This is a genomic window from Shewanella litoralis, assembly GCF_009828585.1.
GTDB lineage: Bacteria > Pseudomonadota > Gammaproteobacteria > Enterobacterales > Shewanellaceae > Shewanella > Shewanella litoralis.
This window is the reverse complement of the sequence record NZ_WSRZ01000003.1, coordinates 199,318-223,001: the sequence shown is the minus strand read 5'-3', so window position 1 is coordinate 223,001 and position 23,684 is coordinate 199,318. Positions and strand designations below refer to the sequence as shown.

Here is a 23,684-nt window from a genome sequence, read left to right as displayed (position 1 = left end):
TAATGAAGCTAAGTTGCGATTATAATAATAGAAAACCACTGATGGAGCTATGTTCAGCAATGTCATTAGCATGGTTATTTGTTAAACTGGACTCATTATTGATTAACGGTACTCAACATGTCATTGCAATGCGCCCATTGCTATAAACACTTTTCTATTGCGAAAGTTACTGAAAGCCGCGGCAAGGGATTGTCGGTTGAGGTGCAATGCCCACATTGTGCGGCATGGCTTGGGCATAATAAAACCTTAGCCTTGATTAAAATTAGCGGCTTTTATGGTGGGGTTATAGCGGCATTAGCGGCGTATTTTGTTGATGATGTTGCGCATATCACCACGCCACTGATGATTTTGGCGGTTATTGTGGTGGGCTTGTCACACATTATGGATCATTTAAAAATGGTGGAAGCGCCAGAAGACGACGCTAGCATAAATAATCAATAAGCGTGAACTGGTTTGTTTAGTCGACCACGATGACTTGGCTTTCTAAAGACGACTCTACATAGTAAATTCCGCCGAGCACGACAATGCCTACGATGGCCATGACTAAAATGATGCCGATATTTTCGCGAATAAATTGTGCCATGATGTGGGTCCTATTGAGGTGGTTTTTGCCTGTTGTGTTAATGGTATGAGTCACAGCTTAAGCTTATCTTAAAAATGCCTAACGTGATGAAAAAGTCAGCAGTTGCGCGATGTTATTAATCCGTGATCATGAATTGTCACAATCTATCTGTTGCTTTTCAGCACGGCTATTTTACACTAATGCTCACATTTATTAACCTGATGGAGTTTTGCCGTTGAGTTCACGCATCCACATTAGACAAACTATCGCAATCTGGCTCAGTGCCATTTTGATTGTGCTGTCTATTGCTGCGTCTGCCCACTCGGTTCGCCATCTTGATGATGGGGTGCAAAATCACTGTACCTTATGTTTTCATCAACATCAGTTAAATAAAACCATTCACACCAGCGAACTTGTGTTTACCGCAAGTAAGCAAACCTTTGAACGTCTGCAATTTACATTACCTTGTCTTGTTAGCGCATTTCAAGCTTACTACCAAAGCCGTGCCCCGCCTGTATCTCGTTAATCCAACAACGTTTTTAACCTAATCTCAGGATAGTAAATGACGCTATAGCGGCCTTTTACTTTGCGAGCTGTATTCATTCGCCAGCAATAGCTAAGCTATTGAGGTGTTAGTTCAGTGTATTTAGCAAAGTTAAACAGCAAGTTTTATAGTGTTTAATCGATATGATTATTAATCTTTTATCTCTGACTTAGGTACCCCATTTTTCTGTTATCAGCCGGTGTATTACTACCTAGAAAGTCGGCTATTTGTTGTATTTTGGAGATATCATGTCTGCGTTAAACACTCGCGTTTCTTTATTGGCACTAGCATGTGCTTTTGGTTCTTATTCGGCAATGGCTGAAGACTCTAGTTTAACTAATCCGAGTATTAGTGCCGTATTAGACGGTTATTATCAAACAGGCGACCGCCCACTGGCTGAGCGTGGCGAAGGCTTTGGTTTAGGCGAAACGGAATTGGCGTTAAGTGCCAATATTGATGAAATGTTCTACGGTAAAGTGACCGCAGTGGTGGAGTCTCACGACGGTGAAACTGAATTAAATCTAGAAGAAGCGTTTATTCAAACGTTAGCGCTACCAAGTGGTTTGTCTGTGCGTGCGGGTCGTTTCTTGTCTGATGTTGGTTACTTAAATAATCAACATCTACACACGGATGCATTTTCTGAGCGTCCTGCAGCATATCGTGCTTTTTTAGGCGGCCATTATTTTGATGATGGTGTGCGCTTAAGTTATGTTGCCCCAACTGATCTGTACTGGACCATGGGTCTTGAAGCATTTGGCGGGGACAGTTTGCGCGCTGCTGACGAACATGGCGAGCGTGATTTTGACGATGTCGGTGTGTTTACAGCTTTAACCAAAATTGGTGGCGATATTGGTGTCGAGAGTTCATGGCAGCTAGGGTTAAGTTATTTACGCAATGAAAATGGCTTAGCCTATGCTGAAGAGCATGACGATGAAGAAGAGGAAGTCGCTGATGAGCATGATCACAGCCACAGTGCTTCATATACAGGTGAGAATACTTACATCGCTGATTTTGTTTACAAGTGGGCACCTAATGGTAACTACAAGTACCAAAATCTTACTGTAAGCGGTGAATACTTCAGAGTGACAGATATTTTTGGTGAAGAACCAGGACATGTTGATGATGTCGGCGATGTAGATGACCATGACCATGAATTAAGCGGTGATGATTATCATGAAGGTTGGTATTTAAGCAGCGTTTATCAGTTCTCTCCAAGCTGGTCTGCTGGTGTGCGTTATGGTCAAGTGGATACGTTTGAAATTCATGAAGATCATTTAGACCCGCAAAAGCTGAAAGAAACTGAAGTTAGCCTTGCATGGCACAGCAGCCATTTCTCTACTGTGCGCTTGCAGTATACCCATCAGCAAGGTACTAACTTTGATGGTTTCGAAGACGATAATATCGTTACTTTACAATATGTCATGTCATTAGGAGCTCACGGTGCGCATCAATTCTAAAATGCTTTTAGCGGTGACGTCATTGTCACTGCTGTTTACCGCGACAGCAAAAGCGGAACTTAACGTGTTTGCCTGTGAAGCAGAATACGGTGCTTTAGCTAAAACTTTAGCGCCATCGGCAGACGTATACTCAGCAACGACAGCCATGCAAGACCCTCATCAAGTGCAGGCGCGTCCAAGCTTAATTGCAAAAATGCGCCAGGCTGATTTAGTGGTGTGTGCCGGTGCCGATTTAGAAATCGGCTGGCTGCCTATGCTGCAGATGAAAGCCTCTAACCCTAAGGTTAAATCAACCGATAAAGGGCTATTTTTTGCAGCTGAGCAAATCGACACGTTAGATAAACTTACCAGTGTTGACCGCTCAATGGGCGATGTACATGCCAAAGGCAATCCACACTTACATTTAGACCCAGAGCGTATGTTGGCTGTGGCGAAAGCGCTGAGTGCAAAACTGATTGAAATTGATCCGCAAAACAGCAGTGAGTACCAGCAATCATTGACTGATTTTAGTCAACGTTGGCAGGCTAAAATCCCTCAATGGCAGGCGCAAGCTAAAGCGTTAGCCGGTAAAAAGGTTATCGCTTATCACTCAAGTTTCCGTTATTTATTTAACTGGACGGGAATTGAGCAAGTGGCCGATCTTGAGCCAAAACCAGGCTTAGCCCCAACAAGTAGTCACTTAGCAAGCTTGCTTGCTCGTGCTGAAAAAGGAGATGTGATGGCGGTAATTGTCGCGTCTTATCAGGACGAGCGTGGTGCTAAATGGTTAGGCGAACGTGCTAATTTACCGGTTGTGATGTTACCAATGTCTGTCGGTGGCAATGAGCAAAGCCAAGATTTATTCAGCTTATACGACAGCTTATTAGCCCTACTTAATGGGGTGAAATAACGCCATGTTTGATGTTGAGCTTCTGTCGATATTGTTACCAGCGTTAGCGGCAGGTTTGTTGGTATTATCAACTCATGTGTTGTTAGGCCAACAAGTGCTGAAGCGCGGTATTATTTTCATCGATTTAGCCATTGCACAAGTCGCAGCGTTAGGAGCGATAGTGTCACACATGGATCATGATGTTGAAGGTTTACCTTTTGTTCATGTGTGGATGCCGGCATTGTTTGCACTTGCTGGCGCGGGCGTCATTGCCTGGATGGCTAAGCGGCTGACAGGTGAGCTTGAAGCAATGATTGGCTGCTTTTATGTGCTGAGCGCTGTAGCAGCTATGCTATTGCTGGCAAATGATCCCCATGGCGCTGAGCTGTTAAAGCAATTAATGTCAGGGCAGATTTTGTGGGTAAGTTGGTCGCAACTTATATTACCGGCAGTGGTGTCTGTGGCTATTTTAGCGCTAATTGCGCTTAAGCCCAGCATACTGGATGGCGCAGGTTTTTACTTTTTGTTTGCTTTGGTGATTACTTTATCGGTAGAGCTGGTAGGGGTTTATTTAGTGTTTAGCACCCTCATTTTACCGGCATTGGCATTAAACAAATACTTAGGCCAATATAAACTCGGATGGGCTTATGTGGTGGGGATCGTTGGTTATGTAGCAGGGCTATTATTGTCTGCTAACTACGACCTGCCAAGTGGCGCAGCGATTGTCGCGACATTGGCGATCAGCGCGTTAGTGTTTAGGCAGTTACTTAAATTTCGTCCCACAGCAGTGTAACCAACTGCGCTACTATAGCCATAGCGACATTCTTTTAACCTAGGAATGTCGCATGGTTGTCACATAAAACGTGTTATTCTGCCCTGTATAGCAGGGCAGAGTATTTCAGCGTACATATGTAAACAAAATAATTGAGTCCCTAGACCTGCATCGTTATACTGTCGCCAATTATTTTGCAGGAGTATGCTGTGCTGCTAATCGCTCGTTTAATTATTCTCGCCGTGCTATTATTTTTAGCCTTTGTTTTCGTGATGTTTTTTTGCCTTTTAAGGCCAATGCATCGCAATAACGTTCATGTTGTGGCAAAAATTTTCTCTTCTGTTGCGCCAGTGCTTGGCATAAAAGTCATTACTCGGGTTCACCCTGTCAGCGACATGCCACAACCGTGCATTTATTTAGCAAACCATCAAAATAACTTCGATTTGTTCACTCACACCTCTGCCGTGCCTAAAGGTACTGTAAGCCTAGGTAAAAAGAGTTTGGCGTGGATGCCGTTGTTTGGGCAGATTTATTGGTTGTCTGGCAATATTCTAATTGACCGTAAAAATCGTCATAGTGCGTTTGATACCATGGCTAAAACGGTTGAGAAAATGAAAACCAAGCTATTATCCGTGTGGATTTTTCCTGAGGGTACACGTTCACGTGGTCGTGGTTTATTGCCCTTTAAAGTGGGTGCATTTCACACGGCTATTGCAGCGCAAGTGCCTGTCGTGCCGGTATTGGCTTCATGTCAGAACCACATTAAGTTAAATCGTTGGAATAACGGCGTGGTGATTGTTGAAATGATGCCGCCGATGCCAACTGAAGGATTAACTAAAAATGACGTTAAAGCCTTTAGCGCTAAAGTTCATGAGACCATGTCAGCAAGACTGGTTGAGTTAAACAAAGAAGCCTTGGCACTAGATCAAACCGTTAAAAACTAAACTGCGTTGATAAGTTCGCAACTGAGTTGAGTTTGGGTATAATTGACTAAAATTTATATGTGTTTATTAACGGAGTAATCCATGTCTGTCGAGCGTCAGTTAAAAGAACAATTTGCTGAAAACCGCGAAATTGTTGATGCCTTACTTGCTGATGGTTCAGAACCTGATGCGGAATATACAATTGAGCACCATTTTTCGGCGACTAACTTTGATCGTTTAGAAAAAGCTGCGGTTGATGCATTTAAGCTTGGCTTTGAAGTTAACGATGCTGAAGAAATGGAATTAGATGATGGTTCAATCATTTTCTGTTTTGACGCCATTGCGTATCATAAGCTTGAAGCGTCACTACTTGATAAAGCCTGTGAGCAATTAATCCAGTTAGCGGCTAAGCAAAAAGTGGATTACGACGGTTGGGGTACTTACTTTGTTGGCGATGAAGCTGATGCTGAAGACGATGAAGATGATGAATTTGAAGACGATGGTTTTGACGAAGATGATACCGATTCGTTTCACTAATTCGCAATGGTAATACCATTGCGCGTTAGTAAGTGATCTCTCAGCGAGAATTTAAAAGGGCTTAAACAAGGCGAATGACTGAATGAATAGTTATTCTCTTTCGAAGTCATGCAACGCAGTGTAAGCCCTTTTAAAACTCGCCTGAAAGGAATGCCCCAGCGGCTTTTGCCCTGCGTTCTCGCTATTTGAAAGGGAACAACCATTACTACATAGCGACGCCTTAATCAAAAATCGCTGGATGCATTCTGAGTGGTCACTTATTAATGCGCCATGGTATAAGCATTAAAAAATGCTCATCATTGATGAGCATTTTTTTATTTTAGTCGAAGTAGATTGTTGTCGCGGGTGCCAGTGATAAAGCTTATACCAATTCTATTAATTATCTGATTGGTCGCATAATTAATGGAAATGGTACAATGTCGCGCTATCGATTAACCCAAAGGTTGTTTATTTAAATACCACACTCTTATTACGACCTTCTTGCTTAGCGGTGTATAGGGCTTTGTCTGCGCCAGATAACCAACTTGAACTATTATCAATTTGGGGGTTGAGATCGTTAATACCTAAACTCACCGTGACTTTAATGAGGCGATTTTCAAAGGCGACTTCCGACTCTTCAATGCGCTGTCTTAGGCGCTCAGTAAAGTGTAATGCTTCTTCTGCCGTGGTTTTAGACAGCACTACCGCAAACTCTTCTCCGCCATATCTGCCCGCACAATCGGTTTCACGTAGTGACTGTTTTAGTATATAGGCGATGTGTTGAATGACTTTATCACCAGCAGGGTGGCCATATTTGTCGTTAACCTGCTTAAAGTGGTCGATATCGATCATCACTAACGTTGAGGTATCGCCGTAGCGCGAGTGACGCTCAAACTCTTTTTCCATGCAAAGCTGCCAATGACGACGGTTATGCAGTTGAGTTAAACCATCGGTTTGGCTTAGCTCTTCTAATTGTTCATTGGCGGCCTTTAATTGTAATTTGTTGACCGCAATATCGGTAACATCATAAACAATAATGCTGATGTGAGTAATTTGCCCTGTAAGCGATGCAAGCGGCAACAGCGTGATGTTTTGGAACATAAAATCAGCGCGCCCAGTAACCGGACGATAATTTTTAAATTTGAATACATATGGCCGTTGTTCCCAGCTGATAAAAGTGCGGTTTTTTAAGACAAACACCGATTCCATTTTTTGCTTCAGCCAATCTGCAGGCAACTCGGGAAACTTTTCAAATAAGTTATGGCCTTTAATTGAATTAGGCGATACGCCGCTGTGGTTTTCCATAAACCCGTTCCACAGCTGGATATTATAGTCGCGATCAAGTACCACTAAGCCAACTTCAATGGTTTGCACCATATCGATTAGCCAGTGTAGTTCGTTCATCGCACTTTGGTCATTTGACATAATAAAGTTATCCAGCGTTAGTCGAGTAGGTAGCCGAGCTTGTAGTTAAGCGTAGGGATTGAGTCTTCTGTAAACAGCAGCAGTAAATCACATTGAATATTGTAATCTTCAATGCGGTAATTAATTTCCATTGCGAGTGTACGCTGCCATTTTTCCGAATTGTCGTGTATGAGCTCGTTAACGCTGCAATGTCGGCCAAGCACCACTGGATGAGCCTGGCTAAATTTCATGTCGAGCTGTTCTGAAATACCATTTAAAAAGGCACCAATGAGCACATTACCTGTGTCCATCATCACTTCTATTTCGGTATTAATGTCATCTGGATTCTCTAATCCCATGAGCTTGGCCATATCTTCAAAACTTGAATCATGGAACAGCAATAACGCTTCACCTGCAATGCCTGCACCAATAAAGCCCTGGCAAAGTCCTGATACTTTTGCACTTTGCTCAGTGGCTTTTAATGCCATGGTGAGTTCGCTTACTTCAAGCACGTTTACGTTAGGAATAGGAAGAAGTACAAATACGTCGAGTAATTTAGCGAGTAAGTCAGCTGCGCGGCCCATGGCAACGTTGGCTATTTCCTGGCATGCATCGCGCATATCAACTTTAACCATCGGTGTTTCGTCGGCTTTATTGCCTTGAGTCAGAGTAAGAATGCCATATTCTTGCAAGATATTACTGATGGCATCTGCGCTCACAGGCTTTTGAATAAAGTCGAGTGCGCCTAATGCTTTAACCCGTTCATGGGCTTTAATTTGAATATCGCCAGAGACCACAATGATCAGTGCGGGCAAATCTTGTTGTTGTACAGCCTGAAGCACTTCGTAACCGTCCATGACGGGCATGTTAAGGTCAAGAAATACAATTTCGCCTTTACCGGCACGGATCACATCGAGACCTTCTGCACCATTTGTGGCGTAGCTAATTTCAACGTCCCAGTCTTTGGGCAGAGTGCGTGCCATTTGTTTTCTGGCTAATGCAGAGTCATCACATATCAATATCGGTATGGTCATTGTGACAGGTAATCCTTAATTCGCCTTTAGGGGAAAGCACTCTTAATGCAGTCGTGAGTGGTGCTAGGCGTTATTGTTATCATTAAGACTGTTTTACAGTACTTTGTCTTTAAATATTCATTATACGCAATTGTTAATTAAATGGGTAATACGGCACTGATAAAAACATTTTTGCAACATAAAGTGCGGTGTAACTCCCATTATTAGCATTCTCATCGGTGTATTTTTAATCAAATGCTAATCAAATATGAATAACATAAATATAACTAACTTATTCTACGCTAAAAAACGTGGCAATATTTTGACCAATGACGCTTATTTGTCATGTTATTACTATTCGACAGATAGTCCAGATATGTTAACCTGAAAACTGGACTGACCAGATGAGCGGAACCCATTTATGGAAAAGGATTTAATTAAGCTTAGTATCGAACACGGAATTGCGCATGTCTGTTTAAATCGCCCGAGTAAAATTAATGCACTCAGTTTCGAGATGTTTAAGGCGATTGATAAGGTGATTAAACGCCTTGCTGCAGATAAAAGTGTTAACGCGGTGGTGTTGTCTGGTGCCGAAGGAAATTTTTGTTCCGGTTTAGATGTTAAAAGTGTGGCAAACTCGCCGAGCAAAGCCATGAAGTTATTGTTTAAGTGGCTACCCGGTAATGCAAATTTAGCACAGCGAGTGTCTCTTGGTTGGCAGCGCCTGCCTATTCCTGTTATTGCGGTTCTTGAAGGCTGTTGTTATGGCGGCGGCATGCAAATAGCACTGGGTGCCGATATTCGTATTGCCAGCTCAAATTGCAAATTATCGATTATGGAAGCGAAATGGGGCTTAGTGCCTGATATGGCGGGGTTGGTGGCGTTGCGGCAAATTATGCCTAAAGATAAAGCGCTCATGCTGACTTATACCGCTGATATATTAACGGCAGCACAAGCGCTTGAGTTGGGTATGATTACTCAAATCAGTGATACGCCTTATGACGCCGCGGTGGAGCTCGCTAATAAAATTATGCGTACTTCACCCGATGCGAATGCCGCCATTAAGCTAAGTATTAATCGAAATTGGACTGGGTCTATCCGCAGTTTGTTGGCTCGAGAATCTCTGAGTCAAATTCGTTTGTTAATGGGCAAAAACCGAGTGATTGCGGCCATTAGGCAAACTAAAAACCCTGACAAGGCTTATCGAGCTAGGCAATCTTGGTGGTCATGATTGATACTGATAATAGAAGTGATAAGGACTTTTTATCTACCGATAACGGTGCGTGAAAAGCCTTCTATTTGATCGAGAGCCTCTTCCCAGCCGCTTTGATTGCTAAAATCCAAACTCATTTGATATTGGCGATAATAGCGAGCGGGCTTAACCTGGTTGTAGTTAAGTCTGGTGGGTGCTTCGGTAATCGAAATAGGGTGGGCATCGCTCGATTGAATGTCGAGGATCGGTAATGACATGGTGACTAACTGCTCGGCGATCGACTTGCGCTGACTTTGCGGATCGATCAGGTATTCAAACTCGCGGTATGGATTCACCACTACAAATACATCGGGTGTGGGAATTTTTTTGTCATAAAGTAAGTTAGTTATCATGCCCGCACTGTCATCAATAGCAACGAGAATGCTCGCCCCCGGGAATAAGCTTACGGTTGATCCGAGCTGATTGATGGCTTCACTCAACGCCGCTTGTTGAAAGTTACGCAGTTCGAGTAATTGCTCTGAGGTGTACTTAGGGATGCTTTTATTGGTGCTGAGGGTGATTTGTTCGCTGCCAGCTTTGTTAATATCTTCAGGTTTGGTGGCATAGTTGGGACGATAAAGCCCTTTGGCTGGGGTTAAACTGATACTGGCCCAGCCGCGGGTATTAATTTGAGTGCGTAAATAACTCGCCAGCCCGTTAGCGTCGGCATCGGTGTCTGATGGCCCTACAATCATCAGCGAACCAAATTGTTTTTTGCTTTGCCATGAGCGCACTAATACTTCTGATTGTTTCCCATCGACGGTAATAAATTTAATTTCATTGCTGTTTACGTGAGCGTACTTTTGCTGCGCACTTGCTAAAGGGACGAGTGCCCACAGCCCAACGGCAATCATTACTATGTGGCAAAAATGTCTTACTTGCACAAAAACCTCACCAGTAAACATAAAATCTAAAAACAATAATGCCCTGAAAACAGGGCATTATCAAAGTACTATACCCAATCAACTTGAAGATCCGTGTTTCAGAGCTTCACCGTGTTTTCAATACTAGGCGCGTTAATGCGGTAATGTAGGTACCTTATAAATTAACGTAACAACGTAGTGGAAGCACGGTGAAACTCCCAAAGGGCAAGTTTTACACGCGTTTATGCTGTGTTATTGATTTTGGAAAGGGAACGACCATTACCCGCAATCAATGCCTTGCTTAAACACGTGTAAATTCTTGCTGAAATCGAGCATCTTCAGGTTGTTTGGGTATAAATTTTTTCCCTAAGTTAAAAGGGATTAAACGTGACTCACTAACACCATGCGGATGGCATCAAGCTGTAACTGGCTATTATCCATGTAGCCGGTTAGCTCGACCATTTGGTTGCGAATATACTCTAGCTCATCTTCGCGAATGTTCGGGTTTACTGCTTTTAGGGCTTCAAGTCGTTCAAGCTCACCAGTTAATTGTTGGGTCATTTTAGCACGAGCATCGGTGACTAAGTCGCCCAGCGCTTGTTTTGCATGCTCTTCACCTTTAGCAAATAAAGGATGCAATATTGGCTGTGATGCATTGACCAATTTGCTGGCGATATGTCGATTGACTGCACTTAGCTGTTTATCAAAGCTGGCATAGTCGACTTTATCGGCCATGTTTAAGCCGTTTTTATCGAGCAACACACGGATAGGGGTTGGCGGTAAATAACGGTATAACTGAGTTGATTTAGGTGCAGACGCGTCTGCCATGTAGATCAACTCTAAAAATAGTGTGCCTGCTGGCAACGCTTTATTTTTTAGAATTGCCACACTGGTGGTACCGGTTTCAGAGCCTGTGATTAAATCTAGGCCCGTTTGTACCAGTGGATGTTCTTGCGATATAAACGCAATATCATCACGTGACAAGGCGGTAGTTCGATCAAATGTTACCGTTACGCCATCTTCATGTAAGCCTGGGTACGTTGGGAACATCATGTGCTCGCTAGGGCGCAAAATAATCGAGTTTTCACCACGGTCTTCTTGATCGACACCTATGATATCCCATAGACGAATCACCGAACCAATCAGCTGGGTGTCGTTGTCGCTGTCTGACAAACGTTGGACTAATTTATTGGCACGCTCACCACCATGAGAGTTAATTTCTAGCAGCTTGTCGCGGCCTTGCTCCATGGCATGTTTGAGTTCTTTATAACGATGCTGAGTGTGATTAAGTAGCTGCACCATGGCATCTTCATCGTCATGACTCAGTACACCTATCAATTCATCGGCAAACTCACCAAATAATACATGACCACTTGGACAGGTTAACTCAAAAGAATTAAGACCTTCATGATACCAACGCATTAAACGTTCTTGCGCAGTGTCGCGTAAGTAAGGTAAATGTATTTGAATATCATTTTGTTGGCCGATCCGGTCTAAACGACCAATACGCTGCTCAAGTAAGTCAGGATTGAGCGGCAAGTCGAACAAGACTAAGTGGCTCGCAAATTGGAAATTACGTCCTTCAGAACCGATTTCAGAACAAATTAGTGCCTGTGCACCGCCTTCTTCTTGGGCAAAGTAGGCACCAGCTTTATCGCGCTCGATGATTGACATGCCTTCGTGGAATACGGTGGCTTGAATCCCTTCGCGAGTACGCAAGGCTTCCTCAAGACTAAGGGCCGTTTCTGCCTGGCTGGCAATAATGAGTACTTTTTTGCTGCGATGCGATTTTAAGAATTCGATTAACCAATCTACGCGCGGATCAAACTTCCACCAACTGGCGCTGTCGTTTTCAAAGGCTTGATAAAGCTTTTCTGGGCTTAATGCCTGTATCGCTTTAGCCTGGGCAGTTTTCGCGCTGCCCATCATGGCATTAACCCGCTCAGCGGTAATATATTGCTCCGGCATGTCTTGCGGATAGGCATTAAAGAAACGCTTTGGGAAGCCTTTTACCGAGGCGCGGCTGTTACGGTAAAGCACGCGGCCAGTACCGTGACGGTCGAGTAACTCTTGCAGTAAGTCCTGGCGCGCCGCTTGCTGAAGCTCGCTATCAACCTCTTTTGATTGAATTAAGCGAATACTTGGCTCAATGTCTTTTTCGCTGAGTAATTCGGTTAAGCTATTGATCGCGCTGTCAGGCAACTTAGTGTCTTTACTTAATGCTTCAGCGGCATCTGCAACGTCTTTATAGCTCGATTCTTCTGCTAAAAATGCGTCGTAATCGTAAAAACGATCGGGATCGAGCAAACGTAAACGTGCAAAGTGACTTTGATGACCTAATTGATCTGGGGTCGCGGTAAGCAGTAAAACACCAGGCACGACTTCACTTAATGCTTCTACGATTTGATAGGCGCGACTTGGTGCGTCTTCAGACCATTCTAAGTGATGGGCTTCGTCGACAACCATTAAGTCCCAGTCAGCGTCTAAGGCTTGTTCTAGGCGTTTTTTCTTGCGCAATAAATCAAGTGAGCAAATGATTAACTGTTCGGTATAAAACGGGTTGTCATTGTCGGCATAAGCTTCAACGCAGCGGTCTTCGTCAAATACAGAGAAACGCAGGTTAAAGCGGCGTAGCATTTCGACTAACCACTGATGACGCAGGGTGTCTGGCACAATGACTAAAATACGCTCAGCACGACCGGTTAATAACTGCTGATGAATAATCAGGCCTGCTTCAATGGTTTTACCTAAACCCACTTCATCGGCCAGCAATACACGCGGCGCATAACGACGGCCGACTTCATGAGCAATCCACTGCTGATGCGCAATCAATCCAACGCGCGGGCCTTGTTGTCCCAATAAATCTGATGTGGCTAATTTATGGCGTAATAGCTGGCATTGGTAACGCACACCAAAACGCTCTAAGCGATCGATTTGTCCGGCAAATAAACGATCTTGTGGCTTGTTAAAGCGAATGTTGTGGCTCAACATTGTTTCACGCAGGCTGACGTTTTCTTGGGTTTCGCTATGGATCCCGTGGTAAATCACCAATTGGTTTTTTTCTTCAACCTCATTGATGGTGATACTCCAGCCTTCACCGCTTTCTACGGTGTCACCGGGGTTAAAAATAACCCGAGTTAAGGGAGCTTCACTGCGAGAAAACATCCGGTTTTCTCCAGTGGCAGGGAACAGCAGCGTAACCATGCGGCCTTCAATTTGAACGACGGTTCCTAATCCGAGCTCCGACTCGGTATCACTAATCCAGCGTTGACCTAAAGCAAAAGGCATCTTTAATTCTCTATTTGAAGCGGGGGAAACAAAAAGGGGGCGTATGTTAAACCAAACCCATGCAGATTGAAATTCTAGCATCGATTTATCTATCAGTTGGGTGTTTTTACAACAAATTGACATTTCGGTGTCACATTGGCGTCATAGTGTGGAGCAAAGGATATACATAATTTATTGAGTTATGATGAAGCAGGTGCCATAGTCATTTTAGGTATGTTTTGAGTCATATTAAGTTTGCTTATGGCCAAACATACCGCCTGTTTTCAATAATGAAGTAAATTATCCTTTTATGGTAAGCGTTTAAGTCGATACATTGAAATCAATTAATTGAGAGCACACTGGAGGCGCCATGGAACTAAACGACAAAAAGTTGTTTGTACTGGATACCAACGTGTTACTGCATGAACCTTTAGCGATATATTCGTTTAAGGAACACGACGTAATTATCCCAATGACAGTGTTAGAGGAACTTGACAGCATTAAGGACAGAAAGCGCGATGTGAGTCGCGATGCTCGAGTCGCCATACGAGCATTAGAGGATATTCTTGGCGGCCCGACAACACCGGAGCAAATTTTAAAAGGCGTTGCATTACCCACCCGCGAAGAACACACCGAAGTCTCTGGCCATTTATCCATATTTCCTGACCATCAAATTGAATTTATTATCGGCTCACTTCCCGGTGACAATAACGATAACCGCATCATCAATACCGCACTGCATTTACAAAAAATTCATTCACCGCGTACAGTCGTCCTTGTCACGAAAGACATTAATATGCGCTTAAAGGCTAAAGGAGCTGGCATTGAGCGTGTTGAAGATTATCGCACTGACCAACTTATTGATGATATTCGCTTTTTAGCCAAAGGCTTTTATCAGTTTGCGGGTGATTTTTGGCAAAACGTCGATAAGGTCTCTACTGATCGCAAAGGGCGGCACACTGTGCATCAGGTACCACTGGAGCATCTAGGCAATGAACATTATTACCTTAATCAATATCTTATTGATGAAGGTTCCGATTTTTGTGGCCGAGTGGCGAGTAAAAGCGATAAACATCTAGAGATCATTGATCGCGGCCGCGATCGTTTATTGCATCATGAGGCCTGGGGGGTAAAACCTAAAAATATCTATCAAGGCATGGCGCTTGATGCGCTGCTCGACCCTGACATCGAATTGATTATTCTCACCGGCCCAGCGGGCTGTGGTAAAACCTTATTGGCCATGGCGGCAGCCCTTGAATTAGTGGTTGAACGTAAACAGTACGACAAGGTTATCGTGACACGTAATACTCCAGACATTGCCGAATCTATTGGTTTTTTACCCGGCACCGAAGAAGAGAAAATGGCACCTTGGTTAGCGGCGATTACTGACACACTTGAGGTGTTGCATAAAAATGATGTTAATCCCACTGGCAGCGTTAATTACATTATGGAAAAAGCCAACATACAGTTTAAGTCGATTAACTTTATGCGCGGCCGCTCGATTCAAAATTCTGTGGTGATTTTAGATGAATGCCAAAACCTAGCCGCATCACAAATTAAAACCATGATTACCCGTATGGGCGAGGGTACTAAGCTGATTTGCAGTGGCAATTTAGCGCAAATCGATTCAACTTATTTAACCGCTGTCACGTCTGGTTTGACTTACATAGTGGAGCGTTTTAAAGACTTTGAGGGCAGCGCCAATATTTACTTAAATGGCGTGGTACGCTCACGCTTGGCAGAATTTGCAGAGGAACATTTGTAACTGCTGCAAAATGGTACATCGTTAAGTCAATAAGGTTACCTGGGTAACCTTATTTATTTTTATCTGTATTTTATTCTATGATTACAGTGCTGTTTTTTGAGGTTGGACAAGTGGTAATGGGTCATTATTACATGTGCTTGTGCTTATCTTCCTGATATCATGGCCATTCATTTTTACATTGCCTATTTTTTGGTGTTATTCGTTCGACAGCGCGCCATTTTTCGCTGTATCAAGGGTTGTTAATGAAACCGACAGAGCCAGATTTACAACTGAAATCTCCTATTCAACGCAATTATAACCAAGCGGTGTTTTACACCTACATTGGGGTAATTGTGATGGCCTTATTGTCGGCCGGCATAATGTTTGAACGCCAAAAAGAGCAGCAAATTTATCAGCGTGAAGAGCAGGTCGCTCGGCATGTGTTGCAAATTGATTTATTACTTGAATCAAGCATTAGGGCGGTTAAAAGTTTACGAGATGTGGCGGTTGATCATTTACGTCTCGGTGAATTCGTGCGTAAAGACCGACTACCCAAATATGAAAAGTTTAACGAAGACGGCCAATACTTCACTTTAGAACCCATGTACGGTCAAAGTGATGTGCCTTTTACCAATATGGGCCGGATCACTGGCGCGGGGTCTCTTAGCGATCGCAGCGAGCCTTTTTATCAAGAACTTGAAATGCTGTTTGAGTTGTCGCTATCGTTTCCGGTCGCCAAAGAAGCAGCGCCAAAAGCCTCGTCAATTTATTATATTTCGAAACGCCGCATGATGTCGTTTTACCCTTGGGAAAATAACGATCTGCGTTTTAGAGATGAGCTACTCAATAAAAAACAATTCCAATTATCGACACCGTCGATGAATCCACAGCGCAGTGTATTTTGGAGCGAAGCCTACATTGACTCTGCTCATCAAGGTTTAATCACCACCCTTGGGCTGCCGGTATATTTGCAAGATGAGTTTATTGGATCGATTAACCTCGACATGACCTTGTCGTCATTAGACAAACAAATTCGCACCTATTTTAAAATGCCGGGCACGGTGATTTTGCTGGATCAGCAAAATAATATTTTGTCGCACAGTGACTTTGATGCCAACGAAATGAACAAGGTGTACCACATCAGCCAGCGCATTCCTGCGGCGTTGCACTCTTTATCAGAATCGGAACTGTTTGATGCCCATGAAGGCATTATTCGTAATGGTTACTACATTCACTCTGTTGCCTTACATAACGCTCCCTGGCGCTTATTGTATTTACAAGATGAAGACGACTTGTTCAAAGACTCATGGGACAAGTTACAGCTGAGCTTTTTACTGGTGGTATTAGCATTATCCCTGTTAGTGACTATTGTGCATTGGCAAACAAGGCGTGCCTTCGTAAGCCCTGCATCGAGGCTATTAACCCACCTTGAAGCCTGTTCACAAGAGCCCATCCGCCCGCCTGAAAAAATCACCCATGGCCGGGAGCCCTGGTTTGCGTTAGTGAGCCGTATTTTTGAAGAAAACCGCCAATATACTCATCATTTAGCCGAGCAAAATAAGCGCCTAGATAACTTAGTTGCGAGGCGTACTCAGCGCTTACGTGAAACCACAGAGCGACGTGAACGTGAATATGCTTTACTGCGATCGCTCATTGACTCTATCCCAGAAGCCATTGTATTTAAAGATAAAGAAGGCAAATATCTAGGTTGTAACAAGTCTGCTGAGCGTATGCTTGGTTACAGCGAAAACGAAATTATAGGTTTAACCTCATCTGAAGTCGTGAGCCCTGAGCAGGGCGAGCGTATTCGTGAAGAAGACAAAAAAGTACTCAATCAACAGCATTCATTACGCTACCAAGAACGGGTTAATGTTGAGGGAAAAGCTGTATTGCTCGATACCTTTAAGTTGCCATTTTATAACCGCCGCGGTGATTTACTGGGGTTAATTTCTGTGTGGCGTGACATTACCAAAGAGCATGATGCCGCAGAGCAACTTCGGATGTCTGAGCAACGTTATCACCTCGCGATGGATGCGGTAGAGGATGGTCTGTGGGATTGGTATATCGATTCGGAGCAGATTATTTGTAACCCTGCATTTTATTCGATGCTGGGGTATCAGTCGCATGAGTTTCCGCCGTTACTTGCGTCGATAGATGCATTATTCCACCCCGATGATCGTGAACGTGTGCAGCAGTATCGCAGTGGTTATGTCGAAAATCCCAATGGCACTTATGAAATTGAATTTAGAATGCTGGGTAAAAATGGCAAGTATTTTTGGGTGTTATCTCGTGGGCGTGCCGTTGAATTTAGTGAAAGCGGCCGCAGTAAACGTATGCTGGGTACACACAAAGACATCACTCGCCAGAAGAGTAACGAAGTGGCCTTGCTAGAAGCGAAGCAAGATGCTGAGTTAGCCAACATGTATAAGAGTGAATTCCTGGCTAACATGAGCCATGAAATCCGTACGCCAATGAATGCCATTATTGGTATGGTGCAACTTGCACAGCGCACTAATTTAACGCCTCAGCAGCAAGACTATCTCAATAAAGCCGGTTTTTCGGCACAGTCATTGTTGCGCATTATTAACGATATTCTAGACTTCTCGAAAATTGAAGCTGGTAAGTTAGAGCTTGAACGCGTTGCGTTTCCGCTAGATAAAGTGCTAGACCATGTTATTGATATTAATGCGATTAAAGCCCAAGAAAAGGGCGTAGAACTGCTATTGTATGCGCCAGTGACCGCAGGGTTAATTTTAAATGGCGATCCGCTACGTTTAGGCCAGGTATTGGTTAACTTACTGTCTAATGCGGTTAAGTTTACCCAAACAGGTGAGGTTGAGCTCGGCTGTGAAGATGTCGGTGAGCGTGACGATCGGATCACCATGAAATTCTGGGTACGCGATACAGGTATTGGTATCGGTAAAGACCAGCAAGCCATGCTATTTGATGCGTTCTCCCAAGCCGATGGCTCAACGACCCGTAAATATGGCGGTACCGGTTTAGGACTATCTATTAGCAAACACTTAGTGTCGATGATGGGCGGTACCATGCAGGTAGAGTCTACACTCGATGTGGGCAGCACCTTTAGTTTTACCATTAGTTTTGAAATTGCAGAAGAGCAGGTGATTGAGCCGTTAGTGGTGCCAGAGCAGCTTAATAATTTGTGCACCCTGGTTGTTGACGATAACCCGAGCGCATTACAAATGTACTCGACCTTAATGCAAGACTTCAGCTTTGGTGTCGACACGGCTGACAGCGGCCAAAAAGCGTTAGATATTTTACGTCAAAAACCTATCGATTTACTGCTACTCGATTGGATGATGCCTGAAATGAGTGGCAGTGATGTGATTAATCATTTGGATGACATGGTTCGCGATGGCGTGATTGCTAAAAGGCCGATTATCATCCTTATGACTGCTTATTCGGCCGAGCCTTTGGATGCAGAGCTGGCTAAAAATAGCGTTTATGCCATATTGCAAAAACCGTTCAAAGCATCTGACTTATTTGATGAAATTATTAATGCATTTGCAACAGAGCCCAAGTTAAATGCAATGCCAATCATTGAAGCCGATGAGCCGAGTAAAGAGGCAGGGTTAGTCTTGTTAGTTGAAGATAACTTTATTAACCAGCAAGTGGCCTCTGAACTGCTTAAAAGTGCAGGTTATGAGGTGGTGATTGCTGATAATGGTCAAATTGCCTTAGACATTATTGATTCAAAACCATTTGATGCAGTATTAATGGACATTCAAATGCCCGTGATGGATGGCTTAACCGCATCGGTTGAACTGCGTAAGCGTTACACCAAAGAGCAAATGCCGATCATTGCCATGACCGCACATGCCATGTCTGGTGATCGCGAAAAAAGTTTAGCGGCAGGAATGAACGCGCACATTACCAAACCCATTGTATTAACGGAGTTATTTGAAACGTTATCGCATTGGATTACATATAAAAATAATCATAAATGATGCGATTAATTGCACAGGCTCAATCGCATTATATTTGTTGATAGGATATTCACGACAGGGAGAGAGTTTATGATCCGCCGCTGTATTTCATTGGCACTTTTGCTGGCCATCGCGCCAGCAACGGTTGTTTCAGACTTAGCGATTGCCGCGAGCGATCCGGCACAAAAAATCATAAAACAAGCACAAACTGCCCAGGGGTTTCTTAACCTGTTTTATGATGCCAAAGCGGGTCAATTATATCTTGAAGTCAATAAGCTCAACCAACCCTTCTTAATGCTAACCAGTCTGCCTCACGGCGTAGGCTCTAACGACATAGGCTTAGACCGTGGTCAACTTGGCCAAACACGCATGGTACAATTTGAGCAACATGGGCCGTACCTTGTATTAAAGCAGCTCAATACAGATTACCGCGCTTCAAGCAACAATATTGCCGAGCAACAAGCGGTTACACAGGCATTTGCCGAGTCTATTTTATGGCGTGGTAACATCGTCGAAGGCAAACCGGCTATTGTCGCGATTAATGATTTAGTGATTAATGACCTACATGGTGTCGCCGATGTGCTTGTTGCGACCGAACAGGGCCAATATAGTTTAGATGACAGCCGTTCGGTTATTTTGCCGCAAGGGATTAAGTCGTTTGAGCGCAATGCCGATGTTGATGTTAACTTAACCTTCAACACCAGCAAGGCTGGTAAACAGGTTGCAGAAGTGACTCCAGACGCTAAGTTTTTATCTGTGCGTGTGCGTTACTCTTTCGTGCAACTGCCAGATGAAGGCTTTGAGCCGCGTAGCTATCATCCAATGAGCGGATATTTATCTGATCAATATATTGATTATTCAACCGCAGTGGATCAACCCTTAGTACAACGTCATTTATTAAAACACCGCCTGCAAAAAGTGATCCCTGGAGATGCTCCAAGCAAAGTGGTTAATCCTATAGTGTATTACCTCGATCCCGGTGTGCCAGAACCTATTCGTGGTGCGCTATTAGCTGGCGCGCGTTGGTGGGAAGATGCGTTTACTGCCGCTGGTTTTATTGATGGCTTTAACGTGGCGTTATTACCAGAGGACGCAGATCCGCAAGATGTGCGTTATAACATGATCCAATGGGTGCATCGCGCAACACGCGGTTGGTCATATGGCGCTGCGGTGACCGATCCACGCACTGGTGAAATCATTAAAGGCAATGTCACGCTGGGCAGTTTACGGGTGCGCCAGGACCATCTCATTGCCCGTGGATTAACCGCAGGTTGGCCAGACCGTGAAGCGGCAAGTGAAGCGGCAATGGCATTGTCGCTAGCCCGTATTCGCCAACTTGCGGCTCATGAAATTGGCCACACGCTGGGCCTCGATCATAACTTTGCCGCATCGACTAACGATAATTCGTCGGTAATGGATTATCCGCACCCTTATGCCAGTATTGAAGGTAAGCAAATTGATATTAGCCAGCCATATCGCGAAGGTATTGGCGAATGGGACAAATACACCATAGCTTATGGGTATGGCTCGGCATCACAAGCCGAATCTTTGTTGGCATCGACATTAGAAAAAGGTTTTCGATATATTGGTGAAGCCGATTCGCGTCGTGCGAGTGCCAGCCATGCTTATGCGAGTTTATGGGACCGTGGTAACGATGCAGTTGCGGAGTTACAGCGCCTAGAAGCCGTGCGCCTAAAAGCCATTAATGAATTTAATTCTGATGCGTTATTGACTGGTGAGCCCAACGGTGAGCTTGCCGATGTATTTGTGCCAATGTATTTGCTCACCCGCTACCAAATTGAGGCGGCAGCTAAATGGATAGGTGGCGCTGATTACAGTTATCAGCAAGTTGGTGGTGGAGTGAGATGGAGTTATGTACCGCCTAAAATGCAATTAGCGGCATTAGAGGGCTTATTGGGCAGTTTACAAAGCAGTAGTTTGGCGATCCCTACCAATGTGCTCCAGACATTGGTCCCTAAAGCGGGTCATTATCGCAAAACTAGAGAAAGCTTTACTTCTAACATTGGGGTGGTGAGCGATCCTGTCACAATGGCTGAAATGTTAAGTCGCCATATTGTCAGTGTTTTATTAACACCAGAGCGTTTAAATCGAGTGAATCAAGCTTATATGGAAGACAGTGCGCAGCTGTCGATAGTCACTCTAGTCGACAAACTTGTTGGCAAAAGCTTATATAAAGATTTACCAAATGGCCGTGAATTAGCAATACAAATGCGCGTAAATGCAGTGGTTGTCGATGCGATGTTAGCAGCCTATCGTCATCCTAATACAGCACCAGAAGTACAGGCTCAATTAGCCGCGCGTTTTGACTATATTGTGAAACAATTAAAGCGTCGCAGTAACCGAGGTAGCGACTATCAATCGGCGCATTACGATTGGTTGTATAAGGGGATTATTAACGGTTTAGCGCACCCTGAGTTTACGCTGATTAAGAAACCAGCACTTATGCCGCCAGGTTCACCTATTTAAGGTGATATCAAATGAAAAAATGCGGCCGAAAAAGGACGCATTTTTTTATGTTTGAAAAGAGTCTTATTGCTGTTGTTGTTGTTGTTGTTGTTGTTGTTGGTCAAACGCTTTAGGGTTTTTGGGGTAAAAGCGATCGGCTTTACGATCGAGATGACTAAACTGGCGAGTATTTCGGTAAGGTAGTTTCATAAAACCAGAAATACCATGCCCCTGAATTTTATTGGCGTGGGAAATGATACGGTCAAGACATGCCCTAAATGCAGCTTGTTTACGTGGATTGAGCAAGCGTAAATAGCTGTGGATTTTTAAATGATTGGGTAATGCTTCAAAAATAATACAACCGCTGTGATGTATTTGGTTTAACCAACCCAATTCGGTCATAATTTCGGCGGGCAATTCGAGGTTTTCTTCAGGATCTTTACCGTCTTCAAAGTACGAATGTAGCCTGGATTTATCTTCTAATGTAGGTACATCACCGACTTCAAATGGCAGTTGTAACTCACCAGTGATGGTGTATTCGTGTTCTGTACTTTTGCGCTCTAAGTGCAAGGTGTCTTTGGCATTAAAAAAGCAGGCTTTAAATACCCCTATGCGTTTAATGCCACGTGCCATGGTGACCATGTTATTGACTGCTAAGGTCAGTGGGTCTTTACTGTCTGGGTCGTAAATCGCCAGGTTTGAGTCGATAAACACCCCAGACTCTTGCCAATGGATCACCAAACCTCCCACAATAGGGTATTGAGCTAAACGTCCCACTGCGGCAATAAATCCTTTTTCGGTGTCGGCCATACCCGCCATAAAGTTTCGGTAGTATTTTTCTAGCTGCACATCATCCATTTTGGCGATAGGGTCTTGAGTGTTGTGCTCTTTTAAAAATGATTTACGCGAGCTGTAACTCACGGTCTCAACCGTTTTTGAACGTGGTTGCACCCATACTGGAATATCAGGTACTAATGGAGGCTCTGGCAATATGGGTAAGTGCATTCGATGACTATGACGTAGGCTTGTTAAAAAATAGTCGCCAGCCAGATTACGTCGTTCAACATCATCACTTAACATGGCGTCCAGTGTTTTAGCTAATTCAATGGGTAAGCCGATGCTGGTGGCAGGGATAACCTTAGTGCCAAACCGGCTTATTTGTCCCGATGCTAAAGCATATAAAGTTGCGGCTGCGCCTTGCTCGTCAAATCTTGGGGTTGATAATGCGCCACCAAGTTGTTCCTCACCGATAAAATACACATCGCCCATACGAGCATTGGTATGTTGTTGATCGCTAGATAATAACGACATTACGTTGTCATCAACGGCGCGATTATGCTCATCGCGCTGGGCAAACACGGCAGAGCCCCAATCGATTAGCGACAGTTTGTCTGTTTCAATGTCGTAGACCAAATTAGAGGGTTTAATGTCGCCGTGTACCAAGGGCTTACCCTTGCGCAGGTAATACAAAATATTGGCCAGTTGCCTGGCGATACTCACGACCATCACTGGTGGGAGTGCGCCTAAGCGTTGGCAAATTTTATCGAGGTCTTCACCAATTGCCCGCTCCATGACTAAAATGCCTTGCTTGCCAACGCGTTCAAATTTTATCGCGCTGGGCACATTGGGGTGCTTAACCTGGCTAAGCATATAAGCTTCTTCTTCAAGCCTGTCTTGCACACTTTGGGGTAGGTTAACGCGTGAAAACTTAAACACATGCGATTGACCAAATTCATTTATTCCGGCAAATACAAACCCATAAGCACCTTTACCAATAAATTCAATTTGCTGGTATCCCAATTTGCTGAGCTGTTGTTTACATAAACGTACCCATGCTTTGTGCTTGCGGGCATCATTGGCACTGAGTAAGTATATTGATTGCTCTTCATTGATATAAAAGTGCTGTAGCTGTGGAGTTTGCAAAGTCATCCCTCGTTATTTATCTCCCCATTAAACCTTGATTCGCCTGTGTGCGGCAAGTGCTTCCTAGCTAAAAAATTACGATATGTAAACCTTGACCTACATCAAATCAAAATCAATCAACAGTAGGTAGTATGGAATGTAAGATCACTTAACGCTTTTAGCA

Annotated in this window: 17 protein-coding genes; 11 read left to right on the top strand and 6 right to left on the bottom strand. The window is 43.9% G+C overall.

The features are described 5' to 3' along the window. Nucleotides 1–117 precede the first annotated feature (117 nt). Nucleotides 118–441: a hypothetical protein gene (locus GQA99_RS04900; RefSeq protein ID WP_160052761.1), complete on the top strand. Its 324-nt coding sequence runs from the start codon at nt 118–120 to the stop codon at nt 439–441. A gap of 16 nt (nt 442–457) precedes the next feature. Here the strand turns inward: GQA99_RS04900 and GQA99_RS20880 are convergent, their stop codons facing one another. Beyond that, entirely contained in the window at nt 458–583 is a 126-nt protein-coding gene (locus GQA99_RS20880; RefSeq protein ID WP_268244230.1) for a hypothetical protein, read from the bottom strand. 214 nt (nt 584–797) lie between these two features. Between GQA99_RS20880 and GQA99_RS04895 the strand changes: the two genes are divergently transcribed. The 6 genes from GQA99_RS04895 (at nt 798) to rraB (ending at nt 5,663) form a co-directional block, all read left to right on the top strand. Continuing rightward, entirely contained in the window at nt 798–1,088 is a 291-nt protein-coding gene (locus tag GQA99_RS04895) for an ABC-type zinc uptake system zinc chaperone (protein ID WP_160052759.1), read from the top strand. A 266-nt stretch (nt 1,089–1,354) separates the two neighbouring features. Further along, nucleotides 1,355–2,563, top strand: coding sequence for a hypothetical protein (locus GQA99_RS04890; RefSeq protein ID WP_160052757.1), 1,209 nt, complete (start codon nt 1,355–1,357; stop codon nt 2,561–2,563). Then, nucleotides 2,547–3,452: a metal ABC transporter solute-binding protein, Zn/Mn family gene (locus tag GQA99_RS04885; protein ID WP_170293501.1), complete on the top strand. Its 906-nt coding sequence runs from the start codon at nt 2,547–2,549 to the stop codon at nt 3,450–3,452. Before GQA99_RS04890 ends, GQA99_RS04885 begins: the two co-directional genes overlap by 17 nt. A 4-nt stretch (nt 3,453–3,456) precedes the next feature. Then, a complete protein-coding gene (locus tag GQA99_RS04880; RefSeq protein WP_160052755.1) occupies nt 3,457–4,224 on the top strand; it encodes a metal ABC transporter permease in 768 nt (255 codons plus the stop codon). 188 nt (nt 4,225–4,412) lie between these two features. Further along, the gene (locus tag GQA99_RS04875; protein WP_160052754.1) at nt 4,413–5,147 is read left to right on the top strand and encodes a 1-acylglycerol-3-phosphate O-acyltransferase; all 735 of its coding nucleotides are present in this window, start codon (nt 4,413–4,415) and stop codon (nt 5,145–5,147) included. An 81-nt stretch (nt 5,148–5,228) separates the two neighbouring features. Beyond that, the gene (gene rraB / locus GQA99_RS04870) at nt 5,229–5,663 is read left to right on the top strand and encodes a ribonuclease E inhibitor RraB (RefSeq protein WP_160052752.1); all 435 of its coding nucleotides are present in this window, start codon (nt 5,229–5,231) and stop codon (nt 5,661–5,663) included. A gap of 447 nt (nt 5,664–6,110) precedes the next feature. Here the strand turns inward: rraB and GQA99_RS04865 are convergent, their stop codons facing one another. Further along, nucleotides 6,111–7,067 carry a sensor domain-containing diguanylate cyclase gene (locus GQA99_RS04865; RefSeq protein ID WP_160052750.1) on the bottom strand — a complete coding sequence of 319 codons (957 nt, stop codon included), beginning with the start codon at nt 7,065–7,067 and terminating at the stop codon, nt 6,111–6,113. A gap of 17 nt (nt 7,068–7,084) precedes the next feature. Beyond that, nucleotides 7,085–8,080, bottom strand: coding sequence for a response regulator (locus tag GQA99_RS04860; protein ID WP_160052749.1), 996 nt, complete (start codon nt 8,078–8,080; stop codon nt 7,085–7,087). 400 nt (nt 8,081–8,480) lie between these two features. Here GQA99_RS04860 and GQA99_RS04855 point away from each other — a divergent pair, with 400 nt between their 5' ends. After that, a complete protein-coding gene (locus tag GQA99_RS04855; protein ID WP_160052747.1) occupies nt 8,481–9,290 on the top strand; it encodes a crotonase/enoyl-CoA hydratase family protein in 810 nt (269 codons plus the stop codon). A gap of 32 nt (nt 9,291–9,322) precedes the next feature. Here the strand turns inward: GQA99_RS04855 and GQA99_RS04850 are convergent, their stop codons facing one another. Next, nucleotides 9,323–10,195: a DUF3530 family protein gene (locus GQA99_RS04850; RefSeq protein WP_229785959.1), complete on the bottom strand. Its 873-nt coding sequence runs from the start codon at nt 10,193–10,195 to the stop codon at nt 9,323–9,325. Nucleotides 10,196–10,555: 360 nt separating this feature from the next. Next, on the bottom strand, nt 10,556–13,462 hold the full coding sequence (gene rapA / locus GQA99_RS04845) for an RNA polymerase-associated protein RapA (RefSeq protein ID WP_160052745.1): 2,907 nt from the start codon (nt 13,460–13,462) through the stop codon (nt 10,556–10,558). Between the two features lie 349 nt (nt 13,463–13,811). Here rapA and GQA99_RS04840 point away from each other — a divergent pair, with 349 nt between their 5' ends. The 3 genes from GQA99_RS04840 to GQA99_RS04830 all read left to right on the top strand — a co-directional run bounded on the left by GQA99_RS04840 (nt 13,812) and on the right by GQA99_RS04830 (nt 21,619). Then, complete coding sequence (locus GQA99_RS04840) at nt 13,812–15,206, top strand: PhoH family protein (RefSeq protein WP_160052743.1); 1,395 nt, start codon at nt 13,812–13,814, stop codon at nt 15,204–15,206. A 242-nt stretch (nt 15,207–15,448) separates the two neighbouring features. Beyond that, on the top strand, nt 15,449–19,153 hold the full coding sequence (locus GQA99_RS04835; protein ID WP_160052742.1) for a response regulator: 3,705 nt from the start codon (nt 15,449–15,451) through the stop codon (nt 19,151–19,153). A gap of 69 nt (nt 19,154–19,222) precedes the next feature. Continuing rightward, a complete protein-coding gene (locus tag GQA99_RS04830) occupies nt 19,223–21,619 on the top strand; it encodes a zinc-dependent metalloprotease (protein ID WP_160052741.1) in 2,397 nt (798 codons plus the stop codon). A 63-nt stretch (nt 21,620–21,682) separates the two neighbouring features. Here GQA99_RS04830 and GQA99_RS04825 read toward each other — a convergent pair whose 3' ends face one another. Then, nucleotides 21,683–23,521, bottom strand: a complete 1,839-nt coding sequence (locus tag GQA99_RS04825) for a protein kinase domain-containing protein (RefSeq protein WP_160052808.1) — start codon at nt 23,519–23,521, stop codon at nt 21,683–21,685. Between the last annotated feature and the right edge of the window lie 163 nt (nt 23,522–23,684).